This window comes from Paraburkholderia flagellata, from assembly GCF_021390645.1.
In the GTDB taxonomy this organism is placed as follows: domain Bacteria; phylum Pseudomonadota; class Gammaproteobacteria; order Burkholderiales; family Burkholderiaceae; genus Paraburkholderia; species Paraburkholderia flagellata.
The window spans coordinates 598956-610957 of sequence record NZ_JAJEJT010000003.1 but is presented as its reverse complement, the minus strand read 5'-3'; the positions used below and the strand labels follow the sequence as shown (position 1 = coordinate 610957).

The following is a 12002-nucleotide window of genomic DNA, read 5'->3' as shown; positions in this document are numbered from 1 at the left end:
AGTGTATGGCGACGCGTCACGACGTTTGCTGATCTTTTGCCGCGGCGTCGGCTACGTGAGCGCCCGGTAGCGAGCCGAACATGTGCTGGCTGCACTTTGCTTCACGCCAGGCCGCACCCGGCTTGAGGCCCGAGAGCATCCGGCGCGCGAGCGGAAGGATCTGCTCGCCGGCCAGCATACCGAGCAGTCCAATCAGCGCGATCGTGGGCGGCGCGGGCGACTGCACGCTAATCGCGTAATAGACGACACCGATAAGAACGCCGGCGAGCAGCGAAAGAATATAGGGTTTCATGATACGAATCTCGTTGATGACCGGCGCATGGAGGCGTTATGCACAGCGACCTTTCGGAAAGGGTATCGGGTTTTCAGAAGCGGGAAAAGACGCGTTCAGATTAATTAAGGGTAAATTTTCTGGAATTAGATTAATTCCATTTTTTAGTTGTTGATATTCCGCTTTAGCGTGTCAAATAAGTGCAGCTGGCCGACGAACTCGCCAGTGCAATACATCCTGGTCGCCTCCCGGTCATATCCGCGAGGTAGCGTTTCCCTCCCGGTTCAAAGGAAACTTGTGTCATGAGCAATCCTAAACTTGAAGTCCTCACCCCGCAGAACAGCCAGCTGATCATCATCGATCAACAACCGCAGATGGCCTTTGGCGTGCAGTCGATCGACCGCCAGGTGTTGAAGAACAACGTCGTTGCGCTAGCCAAGGCGGCCAAGGTATTCAATATCCCGACCACGATCACCACCGTCGAAACGGAAAGCTTTTCGGGCTATACGTATCCCGAAGTGCTCGACGTGTTTCCGGACCACAAGCTGCTTGAGCGTACGTCCATGAATTCGTGGGACGACCAGAAGGTTCGTGACGCGCTCAAGGCGAACGGACGCAAGAAGGTGATCGTGGCGGGCCTGTGGACGGAAGTCTGCAATACGACGTTTGCGCTGTGCGCCATGCTCGAAGGCGACTACGAAATCTACATGGTGGCCGATGCGTCGGGCGGGACGTCGAAGGATGCGCACGACTTCGCGATGCAGCGCATGGTTCAAGCCGGCGTCGTGCCCGTCACGTGGCAACAGGTCATGCTCGAGTGGCAGCGCGACTGGGCCCACCGCGAAACGTACGACGCGGTCATGGCGATTGCGAAGGAGCATTCGGGCGCATACGGCATGGGCGTCGACTATGCGTACACGATGGTCCATAAGACTGCGCAACGCACGGCTGTGCCGCACGAATTGCTCGCGGCGGTGCCGGCGAAGTAATCGCGTTCGTCTTGGCTGCGCAGGCCGGAGCGGCGCGTTCCGTGCGAACGTGCCGCTTCGCCAGGCGCATGAGGGCTGACGTTTTCACCGTTCGGACATTGCCCACGGCGCATGGGCCAGGTGTTCGACAAGGAAATCGAGCAGTGCGATGACGCGCGTGGTGCGCAGCATGCCTGGCGGTGTGACTAGATTCACGTTGATGTCGTCGATTGCCCAGTCGCGCATGACGTGCTCGAGCTCGCCGCGCTTTAGCGCGTCCCACACCAGAAACTCCGGTTGAAGGGCGATGCCCTGACCGGCGAGCAGTGCAGGCATGATCACGTCGGCGTTGTTGGTGCGAAGGCGCCCGCGCACGGACTGGGCATGTTCGTCATGCGACGTCTCGTTGCGAAAGCGCCAGTACTCCGGCGTCGGCAGGTTCGTGTGGGTCAGGATCGCGTGCTGTTCGAGTTCGCGCGGATGAGCGGGACGTCCATGCCGCTCGAGATAGGCGGGTGCTGCGACGAGCGGGCGGCGCACGGCGCAGAGGCGGCGCGAACGCAGCGAGGAATCGCCTAGTTCGGCAATGCGGATTGCGACGTCGAAGGCGCCCGCCACGATGTCGACCAGACGGTCGGTGAGCATGAGTTCGACGTCGACGCCCGGAAAGCGCGCGAGAAAGTCGGGAAGCAGCGGCGCGAGATAGCGCAGGCCAAACGACATCGGCGCGCTCACGCGCACGACGCCGTGCGGTTCGATCGCAAGCGCGGACGCTTCGCTTTCGAAGACCTCCGCGTCGGCGAGCAGTTGCATCGCGCGCTCGCGCAGTTGTTCGCCGGTGGGCGTGAGCGAAAGCTTACGCGTTGTGCGGTAAAGCAGCATGGTGCCGAGCTTTTTTTCGAGGCGGGCGATGGCCTTGGAGACGGTCGGCTGCGAAATGCCGAGCAGGTTGGCGGCCTTGGCGAACGAGCCGGTTTCGGCCACGCGCGAGAAGATGACCCAGGCTTCGAGATCAGGGAGATTTTGCATGTTGGGGCAGGTGGCAATCGAAACGACGGACGTTGGGCGAACCGGCTTGAGCGATAAGGATAACTGAATACTGTCGTACCGAATGTACAACGGATCCCGGCGGTACGAACCGGGATGCAACGAGCCGCATCTTAATCCTTCGAAGAGTCTGACCGTATGGAACCGTATCTCGTATCGCTCGGTGCTGGTGTGCTCGCCGGCGTGATCTACAGCGTCATCAAGGTCCGCTCGCCGGCACCGCCGCTGGTCGCCCTCGTCGGTTTGCTGGGCATGGTGATCGGCGCGCAGGCCATCCCAGCCCTCAAGCCATTGTTCGGCTTTTAATCGCAGTACGTGAAGCGAGGAAACGCACATGTGTGCAACCGCTACTCATCCTGATCTTATTCTGCATAACGGACGGTTCACTACACTCGACCGTTCGAACCCGCTCGCCACTGCCGTGGCGATCGCCGATGGCCGCTTCGTGGCGGTGGGCAGCGATGCCGAGGTCATGCCGCTCGCGGGCATCGCGACCCGAGTCGTCAATCTCGGCGGCCGGCCGGCACTGCCAGGCTTGATCGATAACCACTTGCATCTGATTCGTGGTGGTCTCAACTACAACATGGAATTGCGCTGGGACGGCGTTCGCTCGCTCGCCATTGCCATGGAAATGCTCAAGCAGCAGGTTGCGATCACGCCCGCGCCACAATGGGTACGCGTGGTCGGAGGCTTCACCGAGCATCAGTTCGAAGAAAAGCGTCTGCCGACCATCGAAGAACTCAACGCTGTCGCGCCCGATACGCCCGTATTCATTCTGCATCTGTACGATCGCGCGCTGCTCAACGCAGCGGCCCTGCGCGTCGTTGGCTATACGAAGGAAACACCCGAGCCGCCGGGCGGAACGATCCTGCGTGACGGTGCTGGCAACCCAACCGGGCTGTTGCTCGCGAATCCCAATGCGTCAATTCTTTACGCGACGCTCGCGAAAGGTCCGAAACTGCCGACCGAGTATCAGTACAATTCGACGCGCCATTTCATGCGCGAGCTCAATCGCCTTGGCGTGACCGGCGCAATCGACGCGGGCGGCGGCTCGCAGAATTATCCCGACGATTATGAAGTCATCCGCAAGCTTCATGAAGCGGGTGAGATGACGGTGCGCATCGCGTACAACCTCTTCACGCAAAAGCCGAACGCCGAAAAAGAAGACTTCGTGAACTGGACCCGCACAGTCAAGTATCACGATGGTTCGGACTACTTTCGTCACAACGGCGCGGGCGAGATGCTCGTGTTTTCGGCTGCCGACTTCGAGGACTTCCGCGTCGCGCGCCCTGAACTGCCGCCTGGGATGGAAGGCGAACTCGAAGGCGTGGTGCGCGTGCTCGCGCAGAACCGCTGGCCGTGGCGACTGCATGCCACGTACGACGAAACCATCAGCCGCGCGCTCGACGTGTTCGAGAAGGTCAACCAGGATATTCCGCTCGCGGGCCTCAACTGGTTCTTCGATCACGCGGAAACCGTTTCTGATCGCTCGATGGACCGCATCGCGGCTCTGGGCGGAGGCATCGCGGTCCAGCATCGCATGGCCTACCAGGGCGAGTACTTCGTCGAGCGCTACGGTGCGCAGGCGGCGGAAGCCACACCGCCCGTCGCGAAGATGCTCGCCAAGGGCATCAAGGTCTCGGCCGGCACCGACGCCACGCGCGTGGCGTCGTACAACCCCTGGGTCTCGCTCGCGTGGCTCGTGAGCGGAAAGACGGTCGGCGGCTTGCGCATGTATCCGCAACGCAATCTGCTCGATCGTGAAACGGCCCTGCGCATGTGGACAGAGTACGTCACCTGGTTTTCGAACGAAGAGGGCCGCAAAGGCCGCATCGCGGTCGGACAGCTTGCGGACCTGATGGTGCCGGACCGAGACTTCTTTGCGTGCGCCGAAGACGATATCGCCGCCACGACGGCATTGCTCACGGTGGTCGGCGGCAGGATCGTCTGGGGCGCGGGCCCGTTCTCACAGTACGACGCGTCGATTCCTCCCGCCATGCCGGACTGGTCGCCCGTGCGCCAGTACGGCGGCTATGGCGCGTGGGGCGCGTCACAACGCGAGGGCGCGCCGCTGCAGCGTGCCGCGGCGGCAGCGATGTGCGCTTGCGCGAATGCCTGCGACGTTCATGGCCATGGCCACGCGAGCGCATGGGGCAGCACGTTGCCGACGTCGGATGCCAAGGGCTTCTGGGGCGCGTTTGGCTGCTCCTGCTGGGCGATCTGATATGAGCGCGCTGAGCGGCAGTCGCAACCCCGCATGGGTGCGTGCGCTGCTTTCGCAGTGGTGGGTCGCGCCGCTCACGCGCCTTGCGCTGGTGTCCGCCTGGCTCATCGGCGGCGTCAACAAGGCGCTGCACTTCGGCAGCGCCATCGCGGAGCAGGCGCATTTCGGCCTTCATCCGCCCGCACTCTGGGCAGCGCTTGCGGTCGTGGTCGAGATCGGCGGTTCGGTTTGCGTGGTGCTCCGTCGCTTCACGTGGCTTGGCGCGGGCGGCCTCGGTATGCTGACGGTCGTGGCGATACTGGTCGCCAACGACTTCTGGAATCAGACCGGCACCCCGCGTTTCATCGCGCTCAACAGCTTTTTCGAGCATATGGGGCTGATCGCAGCGCTCGTGCTCGCGACCATGCTCGGCGATGTGCAACCTGAGTCCGGCAACAGCCGAGCATGATCGATCGGCAAAATGAAACATCAAGGAAATCCCGTTATGAAAGCTATTCGCTCTGTATTCGTTGCCCTGATGATCGCGGGCGGTCTCGTCACCGCGCCAGCGTCGTTCGCGAAGCCGCCGGTGCTGCCGGCCCAGGCGCCGTGGGTCGCGGTCGGTCCGCAGTACGACACGACTCACGTCTATGTCGCGCCGGAGGATTTCGATAAATTCACCGACAGCTTCGTGGCGACGTTTGGCGGCAGCAAATCGAAGCAGGGCGTGTTCCAGGTCACGCCGACGCCGAGCCAGACGATGTCGCAACTCGTCTTCACGCCGGTGGGCACGATCTCCGTGTTCGGCTTCAAGACGCCAATTCCCTGGCCGTTCGGCGCGGAGCGCACGGGCTACCTCGTGACCGACATGGACGCGGCGATGAAGTCGGCGCGCGCGCTCGGTGCGGACGTGGTCGTCGACACGTTCCCCGACCCGATCGGCCGCGACGCGGTCGTCACGTGGCCGGGCGGTCTCAACATGCAACTCTACTGGCATACGCAGGCGCCGCATTACGATGCACTCCAGACCGTGCCTGAGAATCGCGTGTACGTGTCGCCGCAAAGCCTGCACAAGCTGGTTCACGCCTATGTCAACTTCTCGCACGGCAAGGTCGTGTCCGACGAAGCAAACGCGCCAGGTGTCGAAATCGGACGGCCGAACGAAACGTATCGCCGCATCCGTATCGAATCGGGCTTCGGCAAGATGACCGTGCTCGTTACCGATGGCCATCTGCCTTACCCGTTCGGGCGGGAAATGACGGGCTACGAAGTATCGAATCTCGCCGGGACGCTGGAGAAGGCGAAGGCCGCCGGCGTGAGCGTGCTCGTGCCGCCGTTCTCCTCGGACGGCCGCAATGCCGCGATCGTCCAGTTCCCGGGTGGCTATATCGCCGAGATTCACGACAAAGCGGCGAAATGAAACACGAGGACACGATCCTCGCCGCCATCGCCGGCTTCGTCGACACGCTGAGCTTCGTCGCGTTGTTCGGGCTGTTCACCGCGCACGTCACTGGCAACTTCGTGCTGATCGGGGCCGGCGTAGCAGGCTACGGCCAGGGCGTCCTGCTCAAGCTGATCGTGTTTCCCGCGTTCGTCGGCGGCGTCGTTCTCAGCAGCCTGCTCGTGCGATCGCTATCCGAAGCGCATGCACGTCAGGGCGCGCGCCTGCTCCATTCGGTGCAGGCCCTGCTCATGCTCGGCTTTTGCCTCGCGGGCGTCTGGGCGACGCCGGTCAGCCAGCCCGACAGCCTGCCGGTCATCGCGGCCGGCGTGGTCGGTGCGTTCGCGATGGGCGTGCAGAACGCGCATCCGCGCCTGATCCAGCGTCCCGGCGTGCCGAATACCGTGATGACGGGCAACGTCACCCAGGCGATTCTGGACGTAGTCGACATGATGTCCACGAGTACGGCCGAGAGCGCGCGCGACGTGGCGCGCGCGCGCTTCGGGAAGATGATGCCAGCCATCGTTGCATTTGCAATCGGCGCGGTGGCTGGTGCGCTGGGGCTGCGCTATCTGGGCTTCTGGGCGCTGCTCGCGCCGGCGTGTGCGCTTGCGGGGCTCGCGTTGAGGACAGGCGAACACGAGCGCGCGGCGACGCCGGGGCATACGTGAATCAAGGCGGCCCGGAGCGTTGCCGCGATTACGCCTGCCGCGTGAGCCGGCCGGGCAAATCCAACCACAAGCCGGCAACGGCCAGGGAAACTCATGGTATCGAGCACGATGCGCGGGCGGCGCTTCGAGAAGGCCGCCAGCGTGACGGCCATCGCAGGGCTGTTGCTGACGGGCGCAGATGCGGCGCTCGCGGAAACCGCCGCGCAACCCGCTGCGGGGACGAGCCTCGCGGCCGACCCGGCGGATACAGCAAGTACGGCCACCAGCGCGGCGCCGCAAAACGGTAGTGCTTCGGCTGCGGCGTGCAACGTCAAACGTCCTGTAGTGATGTTCAATCGCTGGCAGGAAGACTGGTCCGTGCTCGCCAATCCGTGCGTTGCGCGCAAGCCGCTCGACGGCCTCAAGTACATCCCGCTCGGCGGCGACCCCTCGTCGTATCTTTCGCTCGGCGCGAACCTGCGCGAGCGGATCGAAAGCAACAACGCGCCGCTGTTCGGCATCGGTTCCGCGCAGTCGGACACATACCTTATCCAGCGCGTCGAGGTGCATGCCGATGCGCATCTTGGCCAGCACTGGCAGTTCTTCGTGCAGCTCGAGGACGCTCGTCCGTTTGGCAAGAACACGGTGACACCGGTCGACAAGAATCCGCTCGATGTCGAGCAGGCATTCGTTACCTATACCGGGGCGCTCGGCGGTGGCACGGTCAAGGTTCGCATTGGCCGCCAGGAAATGGCATTCGACTTGCAGCGTTTCATTTCCGTGCGTGATGGTCCGAACGTTCGCCAGGCGTTCGACGCAGTCTGGGCCGACTACGAATATCAGAAGTGGCGCTTCATTGCGTATGCAACTCAGCCCGTGCAGTACCGCGACGCGACGGTATTCGACGACGTGTCGAACCGCGATCTGACCTTCAGCGGCGTGCGCTTCGAGCGACAGTCGGTTGGTCCCGGCGATCTCTCCGGCTACTGGTCGCTCTACAGCCGCAGCAACGCGCGCTATCTCGACGCCAGCGGCGCTGAGCGCCGTGATGTCTGGGACTTGCGTTACACCGGCACGCAAGGCCACTTCGACTGGGATATCGAAGGCATGTTCCAGACGGGAACGGTCGGGAATAACACGATCAGCGCGTGGGCGATCGGCTCGATCGCGGGTTACAAGCTCGACATGCCATGGTCGCCGCACGTGGGGCTGCAAATCGACGCGGCTTCAGGTGACCGGCATCCCGGCGACGGTCGCATTGGCACTTTCAATCCGCTATTTCCGAACGGTTACTACTTCACGCTCGCCGGCTATACCGGCTATTCGAACCTGATTCACGTGAAGCCTTCCATCACGCTCAAACCGACCGCGAATCTAGCGCTGCTCGGCGCGCTGGGTTTCCAGTGGCGCGAGACGACCGGCGACGCCGTGTATCAGCAGGGCAGTCAGGTTGTGCCTGGCACGGCAGGCAAGGGCAGTCTGTGGACCGGCATGTACGTGCAGTTGCGCGCGGACTGGACAATTGCGGCGAACCTCATTGGTTCGATCGAAGCCGTGCACTTCCAGGTCGGGAACACGATCCGCCAGGCCGGCGGCCACAATGCCGACTACGCCGGTATCGAACTCAAGTATGGCTGGTAGAACTCACCGAACGTCGACGGCACAGTCACGCATGCGCAGGGCGTCACGATCTCACCCACCTGAGACTTCGTCGACGCACGTCTATGGCAAGCTGCAAATGCGGTGCCGTTCAGATGGCGTCTTGGCCGGCAAGTTGTCGGCCATTGCCGACATTGGGGGTGGTGGGTTCTACGTCGGCAATGCGCGGGAATGCTGTCGGTGGCAGTATCGAGCGGCCCGACGTCAGCTTCCTGCATCAGCGAACTCACACTTTCGACCCGAAGTGGTCCTCCGATGCATCATGCTGCCAACGGCTCGTCTCAAATCTACCTCGGTCATTCGTTCGAGCAGACTTAACGATGCGAGCCAGCGGGACGGCTATGGGCATGGACGCCGATGATTCATGAACGGAAGAGGCGCACCTAAAGTGAGCTTCTTGTTCTGGCTCTCGACTCAGCGCTCGGCTTGCTGCTGCCTGAGGTATGTGTCGAGCGCGTCCATCGTTCCGCCCCAGCCTTGAGACATGCTGGCGTGCGCCGCGTCGAAGATGGCTTCCTCGGCTTCGCTGGCATCCAGAGCGCGCCACTCAAGGCGCATTAACGTGCCACTATCGATTTCGCTTAGCGTGGTTGTCGAGAGCGTATAGAGTGGCCATTGCCCCGACATCGGATGTCGTGTCACACCGCCGTCGGCATCACTAAACTGCACGATGACGACAATGCGCTCAGGGGGTGTCAATTCGCGGAACGTCCATTTGCCCCACATCGCCGGGGCGTCGGGCGCGTTCTGCGGCTTCATCGCGTAGTGGAACTCGCCACCGACGCGCGCGTCCACTGTGCAGTGGGACATTTCCATTCCCGGCGGACTCATCCACTTACTCAAATGCTCGGCTTCAGTCAACGCGGCGTACACGAGTTCGCGCGGCGCAGAGAAGCGACGCTCCAGGATGAAGGGTGCAGACACTTTTTCAGTCATGGTTGCGGGGTTTCCTGGTTCGGGTTGAAGATATTCTGGAAGTCTTGGCGTCGGGCTTTTCGGTGTTCTTGACCGGCGCCTGTTGCAGTTGCTGCAAGTAGCTGTCGAGCTGCCCGAGGCGCTGTTCCCACAGGGCACGGTATTGCAGCGCCCAGTCGGCCGCCTCCTTTAGCGGCTCGGGCACGATGCGACAAGGACGAAACTGACGGTCTCTTCCCTGCGCAATGAGTCCTGCATGTGCGAGAACACGCAGGTGCTTGCTGATTGCGGGCGGACTCAAGTCGAAAGGCTCGGCCAGATCACCTACCGTCGCTTCTCCTTGCGCAAGCCTCGCGAGGATGGCGCGCCGCGTCGGGTCGGCCAGCGCGGCGAAGGTGGCACTCAGATGATCCGATTCCAATTACTTTTCCATTTGGTTAATTAGCCGATTGGAAAAGTATAGGCGGAGCCAATTTCTCATGTCAATCCACCTTCAGCCGCTGGACCCACGTGCGGCCTCGGCGGTTTCCGCCATTTTCTGTGCATTAAGTGCCAGAATTGCGCTTACCCCACTCTACGTATGGGCGGTGACAACATAAAATTGGAAACGCATCGCCTGCCCATAGACGGCTGGGGCACTCGTGTTGCAACGTGGGCTTGGCGAAATCGGTCCCACACCATCATGCCTTTAGCACTGTTGCACCGGGTACAAGTAGTCATAGTTCGTCCAACGTCCCGTTTGTGGCCCCTGTGAGACCATCGTTGGGATTCGTCGCAACGCTGAAAAAGGAGAAAGTGAATGAAGGCTATTCAGGCAATCAAACTAGCCGGTGGCGCATTGATCGTCGCCGTTTCGATCAGCGCATGGGCGCAGGGGAACGAAACGAGCGCGGCGCCGGCTACCTCGCAATCGTCGAAGCAGGCCAACCACGCGTTGGAGAAGAAAGTGCGTGCTGCGCTGGTTCACGCGAAGGACATCAAAACGGAAAACATTGTGATTCGTGCTCGCGGCGGCGCGGTGACGCTGGAAGGCACCGTTCCGGATGCTTCGCAGGTCGACAAAGCTGCTCAAGTCGCTCAGGGCGTTGCCGGCGTGGCCTCGGTCAAGAACGCACTGACCATCAAGGAACCGGGTCAGTAAGCCAGGCCTTTGGCGGGGCCGCCCTTTCGTTTGCGCGAGGATGCGGCTTCGCCAATCCCCCTCACATTCCGGCCAAAGTTCCCTTTAGTCCGCCGACTATTGGGATGATCCTGGTCGTTAATTTCGTCGGAAAACCAGACGACGCGAAGCGAACGGATGGGGCCGGTCGAGCGACCGATTATCGCAGGCGGGTCAATCAGCTCGACGCAAGCGATTCGAAAGTAACGCGAGGATTGTGGCGCGACCAACGGTGGTGACATCCATACCAGAGGCAAATGAAGCCTCTTCGCCTGGCGATGCGGAAAATTCAATCAACCTGATTCAACCCGGGCTATTGGTCTGTCGTCGTGCCAACTAATATTGGCAGAATCGCGCGTTGCGAAAAGAGACCTAAGTCCAATATCGCGATGCCAGCCCGTTGCCGAGATGCACGGCCTCAACTGCCGTATTCAACCGCCGAAAATGCGGTCGTCGTCGCGAACGGCCTGGCCGCTTAATGACGACGAGCTTCAGACGTTTGAGTGTCTCAGCAACGGTGCGCGTGAATGACCGTTCCTGGCGGCGGATTCAGCCGTCCCGCTCCTGCCGTTGCATGCCACACCAGACGAGCGGTTCCTTTCCAGGTTCAGTGGTCATCTGCACCTTCGCGGCAGTCGGCACGCCTGGAATACTCAGCTGGACGAAGCGGCGCGCGACGTCGCCCATGTCAGTTTGAATCTGACGCTGCCGCGCGTGGGAACGTAAAGTGAGCGAGTACGCTCCACGCCATCGAATGTCGCAACGACGCGGTAGTGGCCCGGGGGCAGCCGCGCGAACAGATAGGGGCCGGCCGATGTGCCAGTGAAGACGACCTTCCCGTCGGACCCGAATATCTGCACGGCGACACCCGACAGGTACTCGCCTGATGCGGCCGTGAATGTTGCCCGCATGCTATAGCCGGGCGCGAGCCTGCGAAGCGCAGTGGCTTCATCCTCGCCCACGCCGCCCGTGACATAGGCGATACCGCGGTCATGCCCGACCGGTATGTCGCTGCCTGGCATCTCCTGAGCAGGCGTCTTGCTGGGCGGCGCCTCAGAGGGGGGCGTCTTGTGGTCGGGTGCCTGCCGGGCAGGCGCGACCGCCTGTGCGTGGAGTCTGCTGATACCCGATTCGCAATCCAGTCCGGGTATGGTGCCATTGGGGCCGCCGAACCCGTTCATCGGACGTCCTTCCAGCAACCAACGCGGGAGGGAAAGATCTTGTGCTTTTGCGCGGGGAGTGAGTGTACCGCGCATGCGCTCCACGACGACCCGACGTTCTTCGAGCGTCGACGCACGGTGCATCTCTGTGCAGAACTCAATGCGTTCGTCGTCACTCAGCAACAGGGAGGAAATCGATTCGGGGGGCGCCTGTGACTGCTTCGCGTGCTTCCCAAAGGCTGCCGTCGATGCAGCACACACAGCGACAACCAGGACGGTTCTCGAGAGACCAGAAAATGTCGTGAACATGATGAACCTCCGGGCCAATCTCGGGAGCGCGGCGCCGGGCCCATCCCGCAGGCGTCTGTGAGAGCCTCGATTTACTTCAGACGTTTCAGACGAGCAAGGGCGGCTGACTTGTCTTTACGTGGTGAGATGTATCAGGCGCAAGTACCACCGCAGTGTAGCAAGTCGAACGGACAGGGATCGCCATGAGAGTTTGCTGGTCTTGCTGAAATCGACACATTCG

13 protein-coding genes are annotated in these 12002 nt (G+C 61.9%); 8 read left to right on the top strand and 5 right to left on the bottom strand.

Going from position 1 to position 12002, the window contains the following annotated elements:
• Positions 1-16: 16 nt before the first annotated feature.
• Positions 17-292, bottom strand: coding sequence for a XapX domain-containing protein (locus tag L0U83_RS26420; protein WP_233887112.1), 276 nt, complete (start codon positions 290-292; stop codon positions 17-19).
• Positions 293-573: 281 nt separating this feature from the next.
• On the opposite strand from L0U83_RS26420, the gene L0U83_RS26415 reads away from it, so the two are divergent.
• Positions 574-1260 carry a hydrolase gene (locus tag L0U83_RS26415; RefSeq protein WP_233887111.1) on the top strand — a complete coding sequence of 229 codons (687 nt, stop codon included), beginning with the start codon at positions 574-576 and terminating at the stop codon, positions 1258-1260.
• 84 nt (positions 1261-1344) lie between these two features.
• Here the strand turns inward: L0U83_RS26415 and L0U83_RS26410 are convergent, their stop codons facing one another.
• A complete protein-coding gene (locus L0U83_RS26410; protein WP_233887110.1) occupies positions 1345-2268 on the bottom strand; it encodes a LysR family transcriptional regulator in 924 nt (307 codons plus the stop codon).
• A 156-nt stretch (positions 2269-2424) separates the two neighbouring features.
• Here L0U83_RS26410 and L0U83_RS26405 point away from each other — a divergent pair, with 156 nt between their 5' ends.
• The 6 genes from L0U83_RS26405 to L0U83_RS26380 all read left to right on the top strand — a co-directional run bounded on the left by L0U83_RS26405 (position 2425) and on the right by L0U83_RS26380 (position 8221).
• Entirely contained in the window at positions 2425-2592 is a 168-nt protein-coding gene (locus L0U83_RS26405) for a DUF1427 family protein (protein ID WP_233887109.1), read from the top strand.
• A gap of 28 nt (positions 2593-2620) precedes the next feature.
• Entirely contained in the window at positions 2621-4510 is a 1890-nt protein-coding gene (locus tag L0U83_RS26400) for an amidohydrolase (RefSeq protein ID WP_233887108.1), read from the top strand.
• Between the two features lies 1 nt (position 4511).
• Positions 4512-4958, top strand: coding sequence for a DoxX family protein (locus L0U83_RS26395; RefSeq protein ID WP_233887107.1), 447 nt, complete (start codon positions 4512-4514; stop codon positions 4956-4958).
• Between the two features lie 36 nt (positions 4959-4994).
• Positions 4995-5909: a VOC family protein gene (locus tag L0U83_RS26390; protein WP_233887106.1), complete on the top strand. Its 915-nt coding sequence runs from the start codon at positions 4995-4997 to the stop codon at positions 5907-5909.
• Positions 5906-6601, top strand: coding sequence for a YoaK family protein (locus L0U83_RS26385; RefSeq protein ID WP_233887105.1), 696 nt, complete (start codon positions 5906-5908; stop codon positions 6599-6601). The genes L0U83_RS26390 and L0U83_RS26385 overlap by 4 nt, the downstream gene beginning before the upstream one ends.
• A 93-nt stretch (positions 6602-6694) precedes the next feature.
• A complete protein-coding gene (locus tag L0U83_RS26380; RefSeq protein WP_233887104.1) occupies positions 6695-8221 on the top strand; it encodes an alginate export family protein in 1527 nt (508 codons plus the stop codon).
• Positions 8222-8653: 432 nt separating this feature from the next.
• On the opposite strand, the gene L0U83_RS26375 is transcribed toward L0U83_RS26380, so the two are convergent.
• Together L0U83_RS26375 and L0U83_RS26370 are read right to left on the bottom strand one after the other, a co-directional pair.
• On the bottom strand, positions 8654-9175 hold the full coding sequence (locus tag L0U83_RS26375; protein WP_233887103.1) for an SRPBCC family protein: 522 nt from the start codon (positions 9173-9175) through the stop codon (positions 8654-8656).
• Positions 9168-9575, bottom strand: a complete 408-nt coding sequence (locus L0U83_RS26370) for an ArsR/SmtB family transcription factor (RefSeq protein WP_233887102.1) — start codon at positions 9573-9575, stop codon at positions 9168-9170. The genes L0U83_RS26375 and L0U83_RS26370 overlap by 8 nt, the downstream gene beginning before the upstream one ends.
• A gap of 378 nt (positions 9576-9953) precedes the next feature.
• Here L0U83_RS26370 and L0U83_RS26365 point away from each other — a divergent pair, with 378 nt between their 5' ends.
• The gene (locus L0U83_RS26365) at positions 9954-10295 is read left to right on the top strand and encodes a BON domain-containing protein (RefSeq protein ID WP_233887101.1); all 342 of its coding nucleotides are present in this window, start codon (positions 9954-9956) and stop codon (positions 10293-10295) included.
• 671 nt (positions 10296-10966) lie between these two features.
• On the opposite strand, the gene L0U83_RS26360 is transcribed toward L0U83_RS26365, so the two are convergent.
• Positions 10967-11782, bottom strand: a complete 816-nt coding sequence (locus L0U83_RS26360) for a carboxypeptidase-like regulatory domain-containing protein (RefSeq protein WP_233887100.1) — start codon at positions 11780-11782, stop codon at positions 10967-10969.
• Positions 11783-12002: the final 220 nt, after the last annotated feature.

What these genes read in the sequence shown, in the direction of transcription:
- L0U83_RS26385 (WP_233887105.1), top strand. Translation starts at nt 5,906, where the DNA reads ATGAAACACGAGGACACGATCCTCGCCGCCATCGCCGGCTTCGTCGAC.
- L0U83_RS26365 (WP_233887101.1), top strand. Translation starts at nt 9,954, where the DNA reads ATGAAGGCTATTCAGGCAATCAAACTAGCCGGTGGCGCATTGATCGTC.
- L0U83_RS26380 (WP_233887104.1), top strand. Translation starts at nt 6,695, where the DNA reads ATGGTATCGAGCACGATGCGCGGGCGGCGCTTCGAGAAGGCCGCCAGC.
- L0U83_RS26405 (WP_233887109.1), top strand. Translation starts at nt 2,425, where the DNA reads ATGGAACCGTATCTCGTATCGCTCGGTGCTGGTGTGCTCGCCGGCGTG.
- L0U83_RS26390 (WP_233887106.1), top strand. Translation starts at nt 4,995, where the DNA reads ATGAAAGCTATTCGCTCTGTATTCGTTGCCCTGATGATCGCGGGCGGT.
- L0U83_RS26415 (WP_233887111.1), top strand. Translation starts at nt 574, where the DNA reads ATGAGCAATCCTAAACTTGAAGTCCTCACCCCGCAGAACAGCCAGCTG.
- L0U83_RS26420 (WP_233887112.1), bottom strand. Translation starts at nt 292, where the DNA reads ATGAAACCCTATATTCTTTCGCTGCTCGCCGGCGTTCTTATCGGTGTC.
- L0U83_RS26400 (WP_233887108.1), top strand. Translation starts at nt 2,621, where the DNA reads ATGTGTGCAACCGCTACTCATCCTGATCTTATTCTGCATAACGGACGG.
- L0U83_RS26395 (WP_233887107.1), top strand. Translation starts at nt 4,512, where the DNA reads ATGAGCGCGCTGAGCGGCAGTCGCAACCCCGCATGGGTGCGTGCGCTG.
- L0U83_RS26360 (WP_233887100.1), bottom strand. Translation starts at nt 11,782, where the DNA reads ATGTTCACGACATTTTCTGGTCTCTCGAGAACCGTCCTGGTTGTCGCT.
- L0U83_RS26375 (WP_233887103.1), bottom strand. Translation starts at nt 9,175, where the DNA reads ATGACTGAAAAAGTGTCTGCACCCTTCATCCTGGAGCGTCGCTTCTCT.
- L0U83_RS26410 (WP_233887110.1), bottom strand. Translation starts at nt 2,268, where the DNA reads ATGCAAAATCTCCCTGATCTCGAAGCCTGGGTCATCTTCTCGCGCGTG.